The following is a 17,525-nucleotide window of genomic DNA, read 5'->3' as shown; positions in this document are numbered from 1 at the left end:
ATTACGACAGGGCCTGATCCAGATCCGCGATCAGGTCCTCGACGTCCTCGACCCCCACTGACAATCGAATCAGGTTTTCGGTGACGCCGCCGGCGTCGCGCAGGGCCTTGGGGACCGAGGCGTGGGTCATGATGGCCGGGTGGTTGACCAGGCTTTCGACCCCGCCCAGGGATTCGGCCAGGGTGAAGACGGCGACCCGCTCCAGCACCTGACGGGTGCGCGCCAGATCACCGTCGATAACCACCGAAACCATGCCGCCGTAGGCCCGCATCTGGCGGCTGGCCAGGTCATGCTGCGGGTGGCTGATCAGGCCGGGATAGATGACCCGGGCCACGCCCTTCCGCTCCTCTAGCCAGCGCGCGATGGTCAGGGCGTTTTCACAATGGGCTTTCATGCGCAGGCCGAGAGTCTTCAGGCCGCGGTTGGCGAGGAAGGCATCGAACGGGCCCATCACCCCGCCGACCGAATTCTGCAGAAATTTGATCTCGGCCGCGACCTCGGGGTTCCCGGCGACCAGCACCCCGCCGATGATGTCGGAGTGGCCGTTCAGATATTTGGTCGCCGAATGCATGACGACGTCGGCCCCGAGGCTGAGCGGCTGCTGGCACCAGGGGGTGGCGAAGGTGTTGTCGACAACCAGGAGAAGACCATGGGCTTTCGCTACCTTTGACAGGGCGGCGATGTCGGCGATCTTCATCATCGGATTGGTCGGGGTCTCGACCCACAGCATCTTCGTCTTCGGCGTGATCGCAGCCTCAACGGCGGCGATGTCGCTGAGATCGACATAGGCGAAGTCCAGACCCATCGAGCGACGGCGGACGCGCTCGAACAGCCGCCACGAGCCGCCGTACAGGTCATCGCCGGTGACGATGTGCGAACCGGCGTCCAGCAGTTCCAGCGCCGTCGAGGTGGCGGCCATGCCGGAAGCGAAGCCGAAAGCCTGCACGCCGCCCTCGAGGTCGGCGATACAGCCCTCAAACGCCTCGCGGGTCGGGTTCTTGCCGCGGGCATATTCATAGCCCTTGTTCACCCCTGGGCTTTCCTGGGCATAGGTCGAGGTGGCGTAGATCGGGGTCATCACCGCGCCCGTGGTCGGATCGTGCCGCTGACCCGCATGGATGGCGCGCGTCGAGAAGCCCTGTTGGTTCTTGAGATTGGCCATAAGCTTACCGATTCAGGCTGAGGTGGTTGATCAGGTCGGTGCGGGTGATCAGGCCGACGAAGGTCTCGCCGTCCAGAACGATGGCCACCCGGTCGCGGTCGAACACCGGGATCAGGGCGTCCAGCGGCTCGGTGACCTGTACCGTGTCGAGGTCGCGGGTCATCACCGTGCCGACCGGCTTCTTGAAACGGTCCTGACGGGTGATCTCGTCGGTGTTCATCACATGGATCAGGTCGCTCTCGTCGACGATGCCGACCAGGCGGCCGTCCTGGATCACCGGCAGCTGCGAGACATCGGCCCCGCGCATGCGCTTGAACACTGTATCCAGCGTATCGTCAGGACCGGCCACGACCACATCGCCCTTGGCGTATTTGCGATGGATCAGGTCGGATAGATTGCCCTGGATCTCGCGCTCGCCCAGGCCCTGATCGGCCAGCCAAGCGTCGTTGTAGACCTTGGACAGATATTTAGCCCCGGTGTCGCAGACGAAGGTGACGCAGCGTTTCGGCTCGGTCTGTTCGCGGCACCAGCGCAAGGCGGTGGCGATCAGGGTGCCGGAGGACGAGCCGGCGAGGATGCCTTCCTTCAGCAACAGTTCGCGGACGGTGCCGATCGCCTCGGCGTCAGGGATCGAATAGGCCTTGTCGATCAGGCTCATGTCAGCGGTGTCGGGCACAAAATTCTGGCCGATGCCTTCGACGGTGTAGCTGCCTTCCGGTCCGGGCACGCCGTCGTTGACGATGCCGCCCAGCACCGAGCCGGTCGGATCAGCGAGAATGATCTCGGCCTTCGAGCCGACACTCTTCAGGTATTGGGCAACCCCGGTGATGGTCCCGCCCGAGCCGATGCCGGCGACATAGGCATCCACATCATGGCCCATCTGCTCCCAGATCTCGGGGCCGGTGGTCTTGAAATGGGCTTCCGAGTTGGCGTCATTGGCGAACTGGTTGACGTAGAAGCCACCCGGCAGCTGCTGGGCCAGACGTTCGGCCATGTCGGTGTAATATTCCGGATGGCCGTGCGGCACGTCCGATCGCGTCAACCGCACATCGGCCCCCATGGCCCGCAAATGCTGGATCTTTTCCTTGGACATCTTGTCCGGAATGACCAGCAGCACCTTATAGCCCTTAGCCTGACCGACCAGCGTCAGCGCCAAACCCGTATTGCCCGCCGTCGCTTCCACGATGGTGCCGCCGGGCTTCAGGAAGCCTTCCTTCTCGGCGGCGGCGATCATCGACAGGGCAATCCGGTCCTTGATCGAACCGCCCGGGTTCTGGGATTCCAGCTTCAGAAACAGGCGGCACGGACCGGTGTCGATGTTGGTCACCTCGACCATCGGCGTCAGGCCGATGAGGTCCAGCAGGGATCCGGCGGGCCGGCTGAGGACGGGGGTGGCAGACAAGGACATGGACAGACTCCGTGAGCGTTCGCGGCGGAAGCTGATCGTCAGACCCGACGAGGTCAACCCACGCAAGATTTAGCCCTTTGGGGCGAAGCACACTACATAGGTACTCAATGACAAAAACACCCCGCAGGCCCGCATCGGGCCTCCCCGACAAAGCCACCCTGCTCGCCTTCCTGACGGAAGCCGGTGGGGCCGAAAAAACCGATATCGCCCGCCATTTCGGCCTGAAGGGCGAGGATCGCCGCCGTTTGCGCGAGATGATGCGCGAACTGGAGGCCGAAGGCCTGCTGGGCAAGCGAGGTCGCAAGACCTTCTCGCCCGCCGGTGACCTGCCCCCGGTCGGCGTCGCCGACGTGGTCGAGCGCGATCTGGACGGTGACATGTACGTCCGTCTCGTCGACGCCTCGCCTGACGCGCCCAAGGCCCTGCTGGTCCCGGAGAGCGGCCCCCGGACCGCCCCTGCCCCGGGCATGGGCGACCGGTTGCTGGTCAAATTCGTAAAGGCCGAGGACGGCTGGGAGGCGCGACTGATCAAGGCGCTGGACGCCAGCACCAATCGCGTCCTCGGCGTGATCCGCAAATCCAACAAGGAAACCCGGGTCGAGCCGGTCGACCGCCGCTCGAAGGACGTGCTGATCATTCCACAGTTGCAGGCCGCAGATCTGCGTGACGGCGATCTGGTGCTGGCCTCCATCGAGAAGGGCGAGCAACGCTACGGACCCAAGCGCGGCAAGATCCTGGAATCGATCGGTCGGGAGGACGACCCCCGGGCCGCCTCCCTGATCGCCATCCACACCCACGGCGTGCCGACCGGATTCTCCGAGGCCGTCGAACAGGAGGCCCTGGATCAGGCGCTGCCGACGCTGAAAGGGCGCGAGGATCTGCGCGAGATCCCGTTCATCACCATCGACCCCGCCGACGCCCGCGACCACGACGACGCCGTCTATGCCCACCGCGACGAGGACGCCAAAAACCCCGACGGCTGGATCGTCTGGGTCGCGATCGCCGACGTCGCCGCCTATGTCCGCCCCGATACCTCGCTGGATCGCGAGGCCCGGGCCAAGGGCAATTCGACCTATTTCCCCGACCGGGTCGAGCCGATGTTGCCCGAGACCCTGTCCAACGGTCTGTGCTCGCTCAAGGAGGGCGAGAACCGCGCCTGTCTGGCCGTGCGAATGGTCTTCAACAAGGACGGCCGCAAGACCGGCCACCGCTTCGTGCGCGGCCTGATGCGGTCCCATGCCAAGCTGTCGTACGAACAGGCCCAGGAGGCCATCGACGGCCAGCCCGGTGACACCGCGGGCCCGATCATGGATGCCATCCTGTATCCGCTGTGGAACGCCTATCACACCATGCTCAAGGGCCGGCTGAAGCGCAGTCCGCTAGCCATCCAGAGCCCGGAGCGCCGCATCGTCATGGCCCCGGACGGCGGTATCGCCGCCATCGAGCCGCGCAAGTCCCTGGAGGCGCACCGGCTGATCGAGGAGATGATGGTCCAGGCTAACGTCTGTGCCGCCGAAACGCTGGAGCAGAAGCGGACGCCGCTGATCTACCGCATCCACGACACACCCAGTCAGGAGAAGACCTTCAACCTGGCCGACTTCCTGCAGACGATCGGCAAACCGTGGAACAAGGGCGAGGCGCCGACCACCAAACGGCTGAACAAGCTGCTGGACGAGACCCGCGACACGCCGCACGCCGAGGTCGTCAACGAGGTGGTCCTGCGCAGCCAGATGCAGGCCATCTACAGCCCCGACAACATCGGGCATTTCGGCCTCAACCTCGATCGCTACGCCCATTTCACCTCGCCGATCCGGCGCTATTCCGACCTGATCGTGCACCGGGGCCTGATCCGCGCCCTCGGGCTGGGCCAGGACGGGCTGACCGACCGCGAGGTGGCCGAACTGCCGGCGATCGCCGAACAGGTGACCACGACCGAGCGCCGCTCCATGGCCGCCGAGCGCGACGCCATGGACCGCTATATCGCCGCCTTCCTCGAGGACCGGGTCGGCGCGACCTTCCCCGGCCGCATCACCGGCGTCACCCGCTTCGGCCTGTTCGTACGGCTGGAGGAGACCGGGGCCGACGGCCTGTGCCCGGTGTCATCGCTGGGTAATGAGTATTTCCACCACGACGACCGGGCCCACGCCCTTGTCGGCGAACACAGCGGCCAGCGCTGGACCCTGGGGCGGCAGGTCGAGGTCAAGCTGAAGGAAGCCACCCCGATCACCGGCGGACTGCTGTTCGAGATGCTCAGCGACCCCGCGCCGCGTGATCCCAACGCACCGCCCCCACGCTACGGCGCGCGGGCTCGCGACCGTGGCCCGGGCGGCAACGGTCCGCCCAAGCGTGGCAGCAAGCGTCCGGGCGGCCCCAAACCGCCGTCCGGAGGCCTGAAGGGCGTGCGCAAGGGCAAGCGCCGCTGAGCCGCGCCCTGCGGCTTCACGAATTAACAGGTTTCGCCTCCGGACGCAGTTCGGCTACCCTCGGTTTCTGACCGGGAGAATGCCGATGAACCGTCTCGCCGCTTCCGTGGCTCTGATCACCGCCCTGCTCGCCGCCGGCCCGGCCGCCGCCAATGACACCGTGGCCTCTATGAAGGCCGGCGGACTGGTGTTCGAACGCACCGACGGCATCACCATGCTGTCCGAGGACCTGTTCCTGTCGCTGGACGAGGTCCGGGTCACCTACCGCTTTCTCAACCACACCGACGAGGGCATCGAGACCATCGTCGCCTTTCCGATGCCGGACATCGAACCGGACTGGATGGGCAGTATCCGCGGACCGGTTCCCGATCCGATGCGGGCGCTGCCGTTCATCACGCGGATCGACGGCTATTCCGTCGACACCCAGGTCGAGCAGAAGGCGATGCTGAACGGCGTCGACGTGACCCGTCGGCTGCAACGGCTCGGCCTGCCGCTGAACCCCTATTGGGACGCTCTCGAGGGACCTGTCGCCGATCTGTCGGACGCCCAGATCGACGAGTTGGTGGCCGACGGCCTGCTGGACAGCAATATCCATGCTGACGGCGTCCGGACGAGCATCGGCCTGTGGACCCTGAAGACCACCCACTACTGGACCCAGTATTTCGCCCCCGGTGAAGAGGTTCGGATTCAGCACACCTATGTGCCGGTTGCCGGCGGGACCACGACCACCAATGTCGGAGGCCCCGGCGAACAACGGCCTGAACTCGATGCCGAATATTGCGTCGGCGAACCGATCCGGCGCGCCGTCGCCCGCAAACAGGCCGAGGGATTCCAGATGCGGGATTCCTGGCTGGACTACACCCTGGTCACCGGGGCCAACTGGTCCGGCCCGATCGGTGACTTCCGACTGGTGGTCGACAAGGGGCTGGCGGACAACGTCGTCAGCTTCTGCGGCGAGGGCGTCCGCCGCATCAGCCCGACCCAATTCGAGGTCCGCTACGCCAACTACACCCCGACACGCGATCTGAACGTGCTAATCGTCCAGAGTGACCGCTACATCGATTAAACCCTTCGATTCCGCCCAGGATCTGGCGGACGCCCCGCGCGTCGGCGGTCGCCAGCGCCCGAAGGATGCCGCCACCCTGATCCTGACGCGGACCGGGACGACCGGTGCCGAAGTGCTAATGGGCCGCCGCGCACCCGGCCATGTCTTCATGGCCTCCAAATGGGTCTTTCCCGGCGGCCGGATCGAGCGGGCCGACTTTACCGCCGCCGCCGGATCCGACCTGGCCCCTGCGGCCCTGCGACTGTTGATCCACGAGACCGACGCCCGTCGGGCGCGCGCCCTGGCCATGGCCGCTGTGCGCGAGACCTTCGAGGAGACCGGACTGATCCTCGGGAGACCTGCCCCGCCCGCATCGGTGGTCGGTCCGTGGCGCGAATACAGGGCGGCGGGTGCCCTGCCGGACCTGTCGGCCCTGACCTATGTCGCACGCGCCATCACACCACCGGGCCGGACGCGCCGGTTCGACGCCCGCTTCTTCCTGGCCCCGGCCGAGGCCCTGCTGCATCCCGAGCCGACGGCGGGATCGGGAGAACTGGACGAAATCGCCTGGCTGCCGCTGGCCGAGGCCCGCGCGCTGGACCTGCCGGCGATCACCCGCTTTGTCCTGGACGAGATCGCCGCCGGACGCGGGGGGCGCGACCGGCCACGCCCGTTCGTGCGTATGGTGCGCGGTCGACACCTCGTCAGCCACGACTGAGGCGGTGTCGCGCCCCTACAGCGGGGCTGTCAGGTCGAACTCAACCCGGAAATGCCGGTTGGCCCGCCGCAGCTCATAGGCAAACATCTGCCCGGGCTCGATCTCCATGGCCCAGACGTTGGTGGTCGAGACCGCGGCATCGCCGGCGTTGAACTGATCGATGGACTCCTGATCGACCGGAAACACCTGACGATGGGCTGTGCCCGCGGCGGCGGTGTCCCCGCCATACCAGTGCCAGCCGTCTGGCTGACCCTGCGGGTCACGATGGTCGTGCTTCAGCGTCAGACCCTCCGCCGTGCGCGTCACGAACCAGGTTCGGGAGCGGTCCTCACCGATCTGGAACGGGATGCGAATCTCCTGCGCCGAACAGTCGCGCACGGTCATCTGCATCGGCTGACCGGCGAGATCGGCATCGGCAGCGTCCGTCGTCACCAGGCGCCCGGGGAAGCTCTGGCCGCACAGGGCCGTCAGATTGGCGAAGAATGCGTCCTGCGGCGCCGGAGCCTGGGGCAGGCTGGCGCAGGAGGACAGGATCGGGGCGAGGGCGGCAAAGGCCAGCAGGGAGATACGGGTCATGCCCCATCCTAGCCTTTGATACCGCCCACTCAAGCTGCCATCAGTACGGTTGACTTCACGGGCATCCCGAGTATGTTCCGCGCCTCTTATTTCAGCGGCTTTCGCCGTCGCAAAGGTAATTCCGATGGCCAAACCGGCTTCAATCAAGATCCGCCTGAACTCCTCGGCTGACACCGGATTCTTCTATGTCACCAAGAAGAACGCCCGGACCATGACCGAGAAAATGGTCGTCAAGAAATACGATCCCGTCGTGCGCAAGCACGTCGAGTTCAAGGAAGGCAAGATCAAGTAGGACGCCTTCAGGGCGCGCGCGTCGCGTCGCCCGGTCCGAAGATCCACCGTCACAGAAAAACGCCCGGTCGCTGGACCGGGCGTTTTTCTGTGTCCGCATAACAACCGGGGTCAGGCGGCGCGGGCGATGACCTTGTTGCGGCCGCGGTCCTTGGCCTCATAGACCCCCTCGTCGGCCCGCTTGATCAGGGCGTCGGGCGTGTCCTCGCTGCCGAGCGTCGCAGCGACGCCTATGGAGACGGTGATGGTCAGATGCTCCTCGCCGTCCATGATGCGGAACGGGGTCGTGGCCACATCACGACGGATGCGGTCGGCGATCATCACCGCGTCCTCAAGACCCGTACCCGGCATCACGACGATAAACTCCTCGCCGCCGTAGCGACACGGCAGGTCGATGGCCCGGACATTGGTGGCAAGCCGCACCGCGAACTCGCGCAGCACCTCATCGCCGGCGTCGTGGCCGAAGCCGTCGTTGACCGCCTTGAAGTGATCGATGTCGATGACAAGGACCGCAACCGGATCGCCGCCCTGCCCGGCCCGGTTGACCATGGCCTGCAGCTGTCCGGCCATGTAACGGCGGTTGTGCAGACCGGTCAGGGAGTCGGTGACGGCCATTTCCAGGCTGTAGTCGAGCTTCTGTCGCAGAAAGTCGGTGTAGCGCTTGCGCCGGATCTGGGTGCGGGCCCGGGCGGCCAGTTCCTCAGGATCGACCGGCTTGGTCAGGATATCATTGGCCCCCAGCTCCAGCGCCTTGACCAGGCGCGGGCGGTCTGCCGGATCGACCACCGCCAGGATCGGGGCCCGGCGCGAGACTTCCTTGGACCGGATCTGGGCCACCAGCCGCAGGCCGTCGAAACCGGAACTCGAGACGTTGATGATGATCAGGTCGATCGGTCCCTGGGCGGCGAGCAGGGCCTTGTCGAGATCCGGCTCGATCACCGGCCGATGGTCGGCAGCCAGTTGTTCCGCGATCCGTCTGGCCTGGGACTCGTTGTCGTCAACGATCAGCACCCGCCCGCCGGAGCCGCGCAGGCGCCCGGCACCGTCGGCATCGACACCCATGCGGCGACCGCTCTCCTCGCGCTCGCGCAGTTCGTCCATGACCGCCTTCAGCCGCACCAGCGAGCGCACCCGGGCAAACAGCACCAGGTCGTCGATCGGCTTGGTGACGAAGTCGTCGGCACCGGCATCGAGGCCGCGGATCTTGTCTTCACGCCCGTCCAGCGCCGTCACCAGCACCACGGGGATGTGGCGGGTAACCGGATCCGCCTTCAGCTGTCGACAGGTCTCGAACCCGTCCATCCCCGGCATCATCACGTCCAGCAGGATAATGTCCGGGCGTTCGCTGGCGGCGATGGTCAGGGCCGTGGCCCCGTCGTTGCAGCTCAGGACGTCATAGTATTCGAGTGTCAATTTCGCTTCGAGCAGCCGGACATTGGTCTCGACGTCGTCAACGACAAGAATGCGGGCGGTCATACGCGCTCCGCCGGCTTGACGTCTCCCAGGTGCAGCCGGATCACGTCGAGGAAATGCATCACCGAGATCGGCTTGGAAATATAGGCTTCGCAGCCGCCCTGGCGGATTCGCTCCTCATCCCCCTTCATGGCGAAGGCGGTGACGGCGATAACGGGAATGTGGCTGAGCTCCTCGTCTTCCTTCAGCCATTTGGTGACTTCCAGCCCGGAAATCTCGGGCAGCTGGATGTCCATCAGGATCAGGTCTGGATGGTGTTCGCGCGCAAGCGCCAGGGCCGACAGGCCCTCGCGGGTCTGCAGCGTTTCGTAGCCCTGGGAATCGAGCAGGTCATGAAAAAGTTTCATGTTCAGCTCGTTATCCTCGACGATGAGGACTTTCTTGGACATCTTCACCCAGTCTGTTGCCTCATCGCCGGCGCGGATGCGCTGAGGCTTTGCGCCTTCTTCGCGTGCACTCTGGGCCGTCCAGTCTTAAGTTGACGTGAAAGCTGGACAGGAGATCCGCCGTCTTGCCCCTGCGGGCCATTTGTCGCGACTGCCTGTGGAGCGGGGACCAGTGCAGCGCGCGTTGCCCGGCCTGTGATTCCCGGCGCGTCATCAGCCACGACCAGCTTGCCGATCTGACGATCGCCCACCTCGACTGCGACGCTTTCTATGCCTCGGTCGAGAAGCGGGACCGGCCCGAGCTGCGCGACCGGCCGGTGATCGTCGGCGGGGGCAGGCGCGGGGTGGCCGCGACCTGCTGCTATATTGCCCGTCAGTATGGGGTTCATTCGGCAATGCCGATGTTCAAGGCCCTGAAGGCCTGTCCTGACGCCGTCGTCATCAAGCCCGACTTCACCAAATACGTCGCTGAAAGCAAACGCATTTTCGATGCGATCGGTCGGTTGACGCCGCTGGTGCAGACGCTGTCGCTGGACGAGGCCTGGATCGACCTTTCGGGCACCGAACGACTGAACGGCGGTCCGCCAGCATTGCAGTTAGTGCAACTGCAGGCCTGGATCGAGGCGGAGACCGGGTTGACGGTGTCGATCGGCCTGGCCGCCAATCGCTTCCTCGCCAAGATCGCCTCAGAACTGGACAAACCGCGCGGCTTTTCCGTGCTTGGGTCCGAAGCCGCAGTCCTGCTGGGCTCGAAGCCGGTCAGCATCCTTCCAGGGGTCGGGCCGGTCTTCTCGAAGACCCTGCGCAGCGACGGCTATGCCACCATAGGCGACCTGGCCGCCGCCGACCCGCGCGATCTGATCAAACAGTATGGCGAGAGCGGCCTGCGTCTGCACGACCTGGCCAACGGTCGCGACGCCCGCGCTGTCAAACCCGGGCATGAGCGCAAGGGCATGAGCGCCGAAACCACTTTCAACGACGATTTGACGACCGCTGCAGACCTCGAGGCCGAACTCTGGCCCCTGTGCGAGAAGCTGGCCTCCAAGGCCCGTCGCGACGGGGTGTCCAGCCGGGTTATCGTGCTGAAATTGCGGCGCACCGACTTCCGCATCATCACCCGCCGCGTCAGCCTGGCCGAGCCGGTGCAGACGGCCAGGGCCCTGTTTGCGGCGGGGCGCGCCCTGATGACGCCAGAACTGGGCATCCCCTACCGGCTGATCGGCGTCGGAATGGGCGAGATAGCCGAGGCGGTCGACGCCCCGTCATCCCTGTTTGAAAACGCGGAGGCGCGCACCCTGAAGACCGAGACGGCCATCGACGCCCTGCGCGCCAAATTCGGCAAGGACGCCGTGGTCGCGGGCCGGGCGCTGAAGCGCTGAGGCTGTCGGATAACGGCCTGGCCTAGCGACCGGGATCGCGCGGCCGGTTGTTGTAGGCGTTCATGGTGAGCAGCCGTTGCGTCTCCCGCACCGCCTCCTCCTCCATATCGCGCCAGGCCCGACGGGTATCGCACACGCGCTGGCGTGATGGCAGACGACTGGCGGCGCGGCCGATGCGTTGGCAGACGACCTGGTCCAGGTAGGCCGTCTGATCCGGCGTCTCTTCGATGGCGACGGTGACCTCGACATCAGGCACGATCGATGGATCGGCCGTTGTCGCGGGCGAAGCCTGTGGCGCGACCTGGGGCGCAGCCAGGGCAGAGCCGAGCCCGAGGGTGGAAGCCGCGACTATCGCGGCCAAACAGCAGTGACGGGTCATTCCTCTACTCCCACGTGAGCGTTCAGAATACCGCCGATTGTCCAACCTGACCAGCCTGACGGCGAACGCACGTCAGCCCCGCCCGCCGGGGGCAGTGCCTACTGGGGCCGATTGCTGGACGGGCAAGGTGGGTTGAATCGGTCGCGGTTCTGGGTCCGGGCAGCCGTCGCCGCAGCTTCATCATCGATCACGCGCCACTCGCGACGCGTCTTGCAGATCCGGGCGCGCGACTGAAGGCGGCTGGCGGCACGGCCCTGGGCCCGGCACACGACCTCGTCGAGCGTGGCGGTCTGCTCCGGCGTCTCGGCAGCGGCGGCGACTTCGGCTACTGCGACAGCGGCAGTCTGAACCTGGGACGTGTCAGCCTCCTGGGCCTGAGCGGCGGCGGCAAGGAACAGCGGCACCGCAGCGAGTGCGGCGGCAAGACGAACAGGACGCATTCATAGTCTCCAAAAATTCAATGCGATCCTAGCAGCGAATGTTCGGGCGACAACTGCACAACGACCTCATCGGTGCGTAATTTTACGGTCTGCCTTCTGAGCCGAAACCTTTGAGGGGTCTGGGGCCGGAAACGGGCGACGGGCGCGATCGCGTGCCGGGTCGTCCCGGAGCCCACCGGTTTCACCGACCCTCGGGATCTCCGGGCCGATTATACCGGCCCATATTCTGCACACGACGCGTCTCGGCCGCCGCCGCCTCATCCATGTCCCGCCAGGCCCGACGGGTATCACAGACGCGCGCCCGACTGCGCAGACGGCTGGCCGCCCGGCCGGCTGCGCGACAGACAACCTGATCCAGAAAGGCCGTTTCCTCGGCTGTTTCAGGGACCTTGGCAGGCTCCACGTCCTGCACCTCAGTGACCACCGTCACCGAGCCGGGGTCCTGTATGGGCGCTGAAATAGCTGAATTCGCATCGGCATTCGCGGTCCACATCAGCGAAACCGCAAACACGCCAGACATCAAAACAGTATGACGCACGAGTTACCTCCTGAGCATGTGGCTTCTACTTACTACAATCAGGGGGTGGTGCCAACGCGCTGGCGTCTTTCCAGACCCGGCCTGAAGGGTTAAGTCCGCAGCACACTCACGGAGCCTGAACATGACCATCGCCGCCCGCCTCAACGAACTCGGCATCAGCCTGCCGGAACCCGCCAAGGCGGTCGCCAACTACGTCGCCTATGTCCGGACCGGAAACCTGGTCCACATCTCCGGTCAGCTGTCGAACGACGCCGCCGGCGGCATCAAGGGCACCGTCGGCGACGACGTCTCGCCCGAGCAGGCCCAGGCCGCAGCCCGCATGTGCGGCGTCAATCTGCTGGCCCAGATGTCGGCCGCGCTGGATGGCGATCTCGAGCGCGTCGTGCGCGTCGTCAAACTGGGCGGCTTCGTCCAGACTGCCGGTGACTTCACCGCCATTCCCGCGGTCATCAACGGCTGTTCCGACCTGATGGTCGAAGTGTTCGGCGACAAGGGTCGGCACGCCCGCGCGGCGGTCGGTGTCTATCGCCTGCCGCTGGGTTTCGCCGTCGAGGTGGACGCCATCGTGGAAGTGCGCTGATCGTACCCGTCGCGCATATACTCCGCTCATCCCGGCGAAGGCCGGGACCCAGTTCTGTCCAGCTTGACGTCGGTGTTTCAAGGTGGGTGCCTGAGTGCAGAAGGCTGCACCGTTCACCCAAAGCACTGGGTCCCGGCCTTCGCCGGGATGAGCGGATTTGAGTTTCCGGGTTCAGGTTCACGACAGGATCGCCGACATCGGCGCAGCCGCCTGGGACGCCTGCGCGGCCCCGACCGGCGATCCCTTCGTCTGCTACGCCTTCCTGCATGCCTGCGAAGCCTCGGGCAGTGCCGTCCCCGCCCGGGGCTGGGCCCCGCGCCATCTGACGCTGCGCGAGGGCGACAACAGCGTGCTCGGCGTCATGCCCCTTTATCTGAAGGGCGACAGCCAGGGCGAGTATGTCTTCGATCACAGCTGGGCCGACGCCTTCGAACGCGCCGGCGGTCGCTACTATCCCAAGCTGCTGGGGGCCGTGCCCTTCACCCCGGCTACCGGTCCACGTTTCCTCGCCCATCCCGCCGCCGACGTCGCCACCGTGCGCGAAGCCCTGCTGCAGGGAGCGCTGACCCTGGTCGAGCGACTGGGGGTCTCGTCGCTCCACGTTAATTTCCCGACCGAGTCCGAATGGCAGGCCATGGGAGCGGCCGGTTTGCTGCAGCGGCTGGACATGCAGTTCATCTGGCGCAATGCCGACTATGGGACGTTCGACGACTTCCTGGCCGCCTTGTCGTCCAACCGACGCAAGACCATCCGACGCGAGCGCCGCGAAGCGCAAGCCGGGCTCGACATCCGCGTCCTGACCGGGTCCGACCTGACCGAAGCCCACTGGGACGCCTTCTTCTCCTTCTATCTGGACACCGGCTCGCGCAAATGGGGCCGTCCCTATCTGACCCGCGACTTCTTCAGCCGGATCGGGGCGACGATGGCCGACCGCATCGCCCTGGTCATGGCCTTTCGCGACGGCGAGCCGATTGCCGGGGCCCTGAACCTGATCGGTCGCGATGCCCTGTACGGTCGCCAGTGGGGGGCGCTGGACGACGTGCCCTTCCTGCATTTCGAGCTCTGCTATTATCAGGCCATCGAATTCGCCATAGCGCGCGGGCTGTCGCGGGTCGAGGCCGGGGCCCAGGGCGAGCACAAGATCGCCCGCGGCTACCTGCCGTCACCGGTCTGGTCCGCCCATCACATCGTCCATCCGGGCCTGCGCGAAGCCGTGGGCCACTATCTTGAAGGCGAACGCCCCGCCGTGGCCGCCGGGATCGCCGAACTGGCGGCGGACCAGTCGCCGTTTCGCTCAGTCTGATCCTGCCGTCCGGCCGTTTTCGGCTGCGCGGGCGAACAGGCCAGCCAGCTCGGCATTGGCCGCGCCGGGGCCGTCCATCTCGACCACCGCCGTCAGTCGTTCGGACCAGCTTTCGCTGCGGGTCGGGACCGCCAGTCTTTCGGACTCGTCGGGGTCCAGCTTCAGCCCCAGCCGGGCCCCTCCCCCCTTCAGCGGTCGCATCGCGGCAAATTGCACGACCCGGGAGAAGGCCGTGTAACCCTTGCGTTGGGTGATAACGACGTCGTCGAGGTTCGCGGCGATCCGTTCGACCGCCTCCAGCGCAGCCAGCGAGCGCGGCTCGACCCACAGGGCCGCGCGCAGACCCTCGGCATCGCTCCAGCCTAGCGTGTCCGCCGGGCGGGCGGCGTCGAGGATCATGGCTGCGTGATTGGCCCCGATGCCGTGGGTGGCCTTCAGCCAGGCGGCCTGGGCCCTGGGTCGGGTCTCGGGACAGCCCTTGAGGATGTCGACCCAGACCGCCAGCGGCCGGCCCGTTTTAGCCTCCAGGTTGGCCTGGACGGTGGCGAACCATTTCTTCTGTCGCTCGGTCATCGCCGGGTCGGGCATCGGTCTCTCCACTTTGCCCGGACTGTCGCGCGTTTTGGCCTGCGGCAAAAGGCCCTGAAGGCCCGGTTTCGGGGAACCCGGCACCGTCCTCGCGCGCTGATCAGGCAGCCTCCCCGGCTTCTCCCCATTCCAAGGACACATCCATGACCGATCAACGTATCGAAGGCACCGCCACTCAGGCCGGCGGCAAGATTCAGTCCGGCCTCGGCGCCCTGACCGACAATCCCAAGCTCGAAATCAAGGGACGGCTGAACCAGGCCAAGGGCAAGGCCCAGGACATCTACGGCCAGGCCATCGACGGGCTGGATCGTCTGGTTGAGCGTGCGCCTTCCGATCTCCAGGACCCGGCTCGCACGGGCCTGGACTTCGCGCGGCGCAAGCCACTGCTGACCACGGCCATCGTCGCCGGCGTCGGCCTGCTGCTGGCCGGAGCCGGTCGCCGCCGCTAGGCCGCTTCGCACGGCGCACAGAAAAGGGGCCCGGGCATCACTGCCCGGGCCCCTGTCGTTTCAGACGGGAAAATCAGTCAGCGGTTTCGTCGGCCGGCTCCTTGACCGGTGCGCCCGAGGGGCCGCTGACGTCGAAGACGATCTTGCCGTCGGTCAGCTTCACCTTCACATGGCCGCCACGGGTCAGACGACCGAACAGGATGTCATCGGCCAGCGGCTTCTTGATGTGTTCCTGGATGACCCGGGCCAGCGGTCGTGCGCCATACAGTTCGTCGAAGCCGTTCTTGGCCAGCCAGTCGGCCGCGTCGTCGGCCAGTTCGATGGTGATGTTGCGGTCCGCCAGCTGCGCTTCCAGCTCCAGCACGAACTTGGTCACCACCAGACGGATGGTCTCGGCGGCCAGCGGCTTGAAGCTGACGATGGCGTCGAGGCGGTTACGGAACTCCGGCGCGAACAGGCGCTGGATGGCCTTGTCGTCCTCACCTTCCACCTTGCCGCGGCCGAAGCCGATCGAGGCGCGGGCATTGTCCGCCGCCCCCGCATTGGTGGTCATGATCAGCACGACATTGCGGAAGTCGACCTTCTTGCCGACGGCATCGGTCAACATGCCGTTGTCCATCACCTGCAGCAGGATGTTGTAGACGTCGGGGTGAGCCTTCTCGATCTCGTCCAGCAGGACCACGGCGTGTGGATGCTGGTCGACAGCGTCGGTCAGCAAGCCGCCCTGGTCATGGCCGACATAGCCCGGAGGGGCCCCGATCAGCCGGCTGACCGTATGCCGCTCCATGTACTCCGACATGTCGAAGCGCAGCATCTCGATGCCGAGGGTCGACGCCAGCTGTTTGGCCACCTCGGTCTTGCCGACACCGGTGGGACCGGCGAACAGGAAGGAGCCGATCGGCTTCTGCGGATCGCGCAGCCCGGCACGGGCCAGCTTCATCGCCGCCGCCACCTGTTCGATGGCCGACGACTGGCCGAACACCGCCCGGTTCAGGTCTGTCTCCAGCTTCTTCAGCCCCTCGGTGTCCGACTTGGACACCGACTTGGCCGGGATGCGGGCCATTTTGGCGATGACGGCCTCGACCTCCTTCTGGCCGATGACCTTCTTGCGCTTGGATTCCGGCAGCAGCATCTGGCTGGCCCCGGCCTCGTCGATCACGTCGATGGCCTTGTCCGGCAGTTTCCTGTCGGTCATGTAGCGCGCCGACAGCTCGACGGCGGAGCGGACGGCGGCCTCGGTGTAGCGCAGCTTATGGTGCGCTTCGTAATAGCTCTTCAGGCCGCGCAGGATCTTGATGGAATCGGCGACCGTCGGCTCGTTGACGTCGATCTTCTGGAAGCGCCGGACCAGGGCCCGGTCCTTCTCGAAATGCTGGCGATATTCCTTGTAGGTGGTCGAGCCCATGCAACGCAGGCTGCCCGAGGCCAGGGCCGGCTTCAGCAGGTTGGACGCGTCCATGGCCCCGCCAGACGTCGCCCCCGCGCCGATCACCGTGTGGATCTCGTCGATGAACAGGATGGCGTTCTCGTGGTTCTCGAGCTCCTTGACGACCTGCTTCAACCGCTCCTCGAAATCACCGCGGTAGCGGGTGCCGGCCAGCAGCGCCCCCATGTCGAGCGAATAGATGGTCGCGCCTTCCAGCACGTCCGGGACCTCGTGATTGACGATCTTGCGCGCCAGCCCTTCAGCGATGGCGGTCTTGCCGACGCCCGGCTCGCCGACCAGCAGGGGGTTGTTCTTGGTCCGCCGGCACAGGATCTGGATCGAGCGATCGACCTCGGCCTGACGCCCGATCAGGGGGTCGACCTTGCCCTGACGCGACTTCTCGTTGAGGTCGACGCAATAGGCTTCGAGCGCCTCCCCCCCCGACTTGACGGTGGCTGCGTCCTCCGAATCCTCGGGACTGCCGCCCTTGCCGGTGCGGACCTCCGCGGCCCCGGCCTTCTTGGCAATGCCGTGGGCGATAAAGTTCACAGCATCGTAGCGGGTCATGTCCTGCTCCTGCAGGAAATAGGCGGCGTGGCTCTCGCGCTCGCTGAAGATGGCGACCAGCACATTGGCCCCGGTCACCTCCTCGCGGCCGGAGCTCTGGACATGGATCACGGCGCGCTGGATCACCCGCTGGAAGCCGGCGGTGGGCTTGGCGTCCTCGCCGTCCGAGGTCGCCAGGGCGGCTAGGTCGGTGTCGACGTAAAGGGTCAGGGCCGTCTTCAGGGCGACCAGGTCGACATTGCAGGCGGTCATCACCCCGGTCGCTTCGGGGTCGTCGATCAGGGCCAGCAGCAGGTGTTCGAGGGTGGCGTATTCATGCCGGCGCTCGTTGGCGTAGCTGACCGCGCGGTGAAGCGTTTCTTCGAGAGGACGTGAAAATGAGGGCATGAGGGTA

The 17,525-nt window shown here is 66.0% G+C and carries 18 protein-coding genes; 8 read left to right on the top strand and 10 right to left on the bottom strand.

All coding sequences use genetic code 11. The features are described 5' to 3' along the window. Window position 1: 1 nt before the first annotated feature. Complete coding sequence (locus AAC067_RS06875; RefSeq protein WP_339930850.1) at window positions 2–1,162, bottom strand: cystathionine gamma-synthase; 1,161 nt, start codon at window positions 1,160–1,162, stop codon at window positions 2–4. Between the two features lie 4 nt (window positions 1,163–1,166). Beyond that, on the bottom strand, window positions 1,167–2,570 hold the full coding sequence (locus AAC067_RS06870; protein ID WP_339930848.1) for a cystathionine beta-synthase: 1,404 nt from the start codon (window positions 2,568–2,570) through the stop codon (window positions 1,167–1,169). A gap of 107 nt (window positions 2,571–2,677) precedes the next feature. On the opposite strand from AAC067_RS06870, the gene rnr reads away from it, so the two are divergent. From rnr to AAC067_RS06855, 3 genes are all read left to right on the top strand, one after another. After that, the gene (gene rnr, locus AAC067_RS06865; protein ID WP_339930846.1) at window positions 2,678–4,993 is read left to right on the top strand and encodes a ribonuclease R; all 2,316 of its coding nucleotides are present in this window, start codon (window positions 2,678–2,680) and stop codon (window positions 4,991–4,993) included. 85 nt (window positions 4,994–5,078) lie between these two features. Beyond that, window positions 5,079–6,059: a DUF4424 family protein gene (locus AAC067_RS06860; RefSeq protein ID WP_339930844.1), complete on the top strand. Its 981-nt coding sequence runs from the start codon at window positions 5,079–5,081 to the stop codon at window positions 6,057–6,059. After that, the gene (locus AAC067_RS06855) at window positions 6,040–6,756 is read left to right on the top strand and encodes an NUDIX domain-containing protein (RefSeq protein WP_339930842.1); all 717 of its coding nucleotides are present in this window, start codon (window positions 6,040–6,042) and stop codon (window positions 6,754–6,756) included. Before AAC067_RS06860 ends, AAC067_RS06855 begins: the two co-directional genes overlap by 20 nt. A gap of 15 nt (window positions 6,757–6,771) precedes the next feature. Here the strand turns inward: AAC067_RS06855 and AAC067_RS06850 are convergent, their stop codons facing one another. Continuing rightward, the gene (locus AAC067_RS06850; RefSeq protein ID WP_339930840.1) at window positions 6,772–7,332 is read right to left on the bottom strand and encodes a hypothetical protein; all 561 of its coding nucleotides are present in this window, start codon (window positions 7,330–7,332) and stop codon (window positions 6,772–6,774) included. Between the two features lie 124 nt (window positions 7,333–7,456). Between AAC067_RS06850 and rpmG the strand changes: the two genes are divergently transcribed. Next, window positions 7,457–7,624, top strand: a complete 168-nt coding sequence (gene rpmG / locus AAC067_RS06845) for a 50S ribosomal protein L33 (RefSeq protein WP_055830646.1) — start codon at window positions 7,457–7,459, stop codon at window positions 7,622–7,624. Window positions 7,625–7,734: 110 nt separating this feature from the next. On the opposite strand, the gene AAC067_RS06840 is transcribed toward rpmG, so the two are convergent. Together AAC067_RS06840 and AAC067_RS06835 are read right to left on the bottom strand one after the other, a co-directional pair. After that, complete coding sequence (locus tag AAC067_RS06840) at window positions 7,735–9,099, bottom strand: PleD family two-component system response regulator (RefSeq protein WP_339930838.1); 1,365 nt, start codon at window positions 9,097–9,099, stop codon at window positions 7,735–7,737. Beyond that, a complete protein-coding gene (locus tag AAC067_RS06835; RefSeq protein WP_339930836.1) occupies window positions 9,096–9,485 on the bottom strand; it encodes a response regulator in 390 nt (129 codons plus the stop codon). The genes AAC067_RS06840 and AAC067_RS06835 overlap by 4 nt, the downstream gene beginning before the upstream one ends. 122 nt (window positions 9,486–9,607) lie before the next feature. On the opposite strand from AAC067_RS06835, the gene AAC067_RS06830 reads away from it, so the two are divergent. Further along, window positions 9,608–10,861: a DNA polymerase IV gene (locus tag AAC067_RS06830; protein WP_339930834.1), complete on the top strand. Its 1,254-nt coding sequence runs from the start codon at window positions 9,608–9,610 to the stop codon at window positions 10,859–10,861. Window positions 10,862–10,883: 22 nt separating this feature from the next. On the opposite strand, the gene AAC067_RS06825 is transcribed toward AAC067_RS06830, so the two are convergent. The 3 genes from AAC067_RS06825 to AAC067_RS06815 form a co-directional block, all read right to left on the bottom strand. After that, window positions 10,884–11,240 (bottom strand): hypothetical protein, encoded by a 357-nt coding sequence (locus tag AAC067_RS06825; protein WP_339930832.1) that lies wholly within the window; start codon window positions 11,238–11,240, stop codon window positions 10,884–10,886. A gap of 98 nt (window positions 11,241–11,338) precedes the next feature. Beyond that, on the bottom strand, window positions 11,339–11,680 hold the full coding sequence (locus AAC067_RS06820; protein WP_339930830.1) for a hypothetical protein: 342 nt from the start codon (window positions 11,678–11,680) through the stop codon (window positions 11,339–11,341). 181 nt (window positions 11,681–11,861) lie between these two features. After that, the gene (locus tag AAC067_RS06815; protein WP_339930829.1) at window positions 11,862–12,110 is read right to left on the bottom strand and encodes a hypothetical protein; all 249 of its coding nucleotides are present in this window, start codon (window positions 12,108–12,110) and stop codon (window positions 11,862–11,864) included. 229 nt (window positions 12,111–12,339) lie between these two features. On the opposite strand from AAC067_RS06815, the gene AAC067_RS06810 reads away from it, so the two are divergent. Both AAC067_RS06810 and AAC067_RS06805 read left to right on the top strand, forming a co-directional pair. Then, window positions 12,340–12,798, top strand: a complete 459-nt coding sequence (locus tag AAC067_RS06810) for a RidA family protein (RefSeq protein WP_339930827.1) — start codon at window positions 12,340–12,342, stop codon at window positions 12,796–12,798. Between the two features lie 157 nt (window positions 12,799–12,955). Next, a complete protein-coding gene (locus AAC067_RS06805) occupies window positions 12,956–14,101 on the top strand; it encodes a GNAT family N-acetyltransferase (protein ID WP_339930825.1) in 1,146 nt (381 codons plus the stop codon). On the opposite strand, the gene AAC067_RS06800 is transcribed toward AAC067_RS06805, so the two are convergent. Next, window positions 14,093–14,689 (bottom strand): DUF4287 domain-containing protein, encoded by a 597-nt coding sequence (locus tag AAC067_RS06800; RefSeq protein WP_339930823.1) that lies wholly within the window; start codon window positions 14,687–14,689, stop codon window positions 14,093–14,095. The two genes, AAC067_RS06805 and AAC067_RS06800, sit on opposite strands and share 9 nt — an antisense overlap. A gap of 143 nt (window positions 14,690–14,832) precedes the next feature. Here AAC067_RS06800 and AAC067_RS06795 point away from each other — a divergent pair, with 143 nt between their 5' ends. Continuing rightward, window positions 14,833–15,138: a CsbD family protein gene (locus AAC067_RS06795; protein ID WP_339930821.1), complete on the top strand. Its 306-nt coding sequence runs from the start codon at window positions 14,833–14,835 to the stop codon at window positions 15,136–15,138. Between the two features lie 73 nt (window positions 15,139–15,211). Here AAC067_RS06795 and clpA read toward each other — a convergent pair whose 3' ends face one another. Further along, window positions 15,212–17,518, bottom strand: coding sequence for an ATP-dependent Clp protease ATP-binding subunit ClpA (gene clpA, locus AAC067_RS06790; protein ID WP_339930819.1), 2,307 nt, complete (start codon window positions 17,516–17,518; stop codon window positions 15,212–15,214). Window positions 17,519–17,525 lie beyond the last annotated feature (7 nt).

The organism is uncultured Brevundimonas sp., from assembly GCF_963977465.1.
Lineage (GTDB): Bacteria > Pseudomonadota > Alphaproteobacteria > Caulobacterales > Caulobacteraceae > Brevundimonas.
Note: the sequence above shows the minus strand (reverse complement) of the source record. Positions and strands in the feature narration are given on the sequence as shown.

What these genes read in the sequence shown, in the direction of transcription:
- AAC067_RS06835 (WP_339930836.1), bottom strand. Translation starts at nt 9,485, where the DNA reads ATGTCCAAGAAAGTCCTCATCGTCGAGGATAACGAGCTGAACATGAAA.
- AAC067_RS06800 (WP_339930823.1), bottom strand. Translation starts at nt 14,689, where the DNA reads ATGCCCGACCCGGCGATGACCGAGCGACAGAAGAAATGGTTCGCCACC.
- AAC067_RS06795 (WP_339930821.1), top strand. Translation starts at nt 14,833, where the DNA reads ATGACCGATCAACGTATCGAAGGCACCGCCACTCAGGCCGGCGGCAAG.
- AAC067_RS06810 (WP_339930827.1), top strand. Translation starts at nt 12,340, where the DNA reads ATGACCATCGCCGCCCGCCTCAACGAACTCGGCATCAGCCTGCCGGAA.
- rpmG (WP_055830646.1), top strand. Translation starts at nt 7,457, where the DNA reads ATGGCCAAACCGGCTTCAATCAAGATCCGCCTGAACTCCTCGGCTGAC.
- rnr (WP_339930846.1), top strand. Translation starts at nt 2,678, where the DNA reads ATGACAAAAACACCCCGCAGGCCCGCATCGGGCCTCCCCGACAAAGCC.
- AAC067_RS06825 (WP_339930832.1), bottom strand. Translation starts at nt 11,240, where the DNA reads ATGACCCGTCACTGCTGTTTGGCCGCGATAGTCGCGGCTTCCACCCTC.
- AAC067_RS06870 (WP_339930848.1), bottom strand. Translation starts at nt 2,570, where the DNA reads ATGTCCTTGTCTGCCACCCCCGTCCTCAGCCGGCCCGCCGGATCCCTG.
- AAC067_RS06850 (WP_339930840.1), bottom strand. Translation starts at nt 7,332, where the DNA reads ATGACCCGTATCTCCCTGCTGGCCTTTGCCGCCCTCGCCCCGATCCTG.
- clpA (WP_339930819.1), bottom strand. Translation starts at nt 17,518, where the DNA reads ATGCCCTCATTTTCACGTCCTCTCGAAGAAACGCTTCACCGCGCGGTC.
- AAC067_RS06860 (WP_339930844.1), top strand. Translation starts at nt 5,079, where the DNA reads ATGAACCGTCTCGCCGCTTCCGTGGCTCTGATCACCGCCCTGCTCGCC.
- AAC067_RS06840 (WP_339930838.1), bottom strand. Translation starts at nt 9,099, where the DNA reads ATGACCGCCCGCATTCTTGTCGTTGACGACGTCGAGACCAATGTCCGG.
- AAC067_RS06875 (WP_339930850.1), bottom strand. Translation starts at nt 1,162, where the DNA reads ATGGCCAATCTCAAGAACCAACAGGGCTTCTCGACGCGCGCCATCCAT.
- AAC067_RS06820 (WP_339930830.1), bottom strand. Translation starts at nt 11,680, where the DNA reads ATGCGTCCTGTTCGTCTTGCCGCCGCACTCGCTGCGGTGCCGCTGTTC.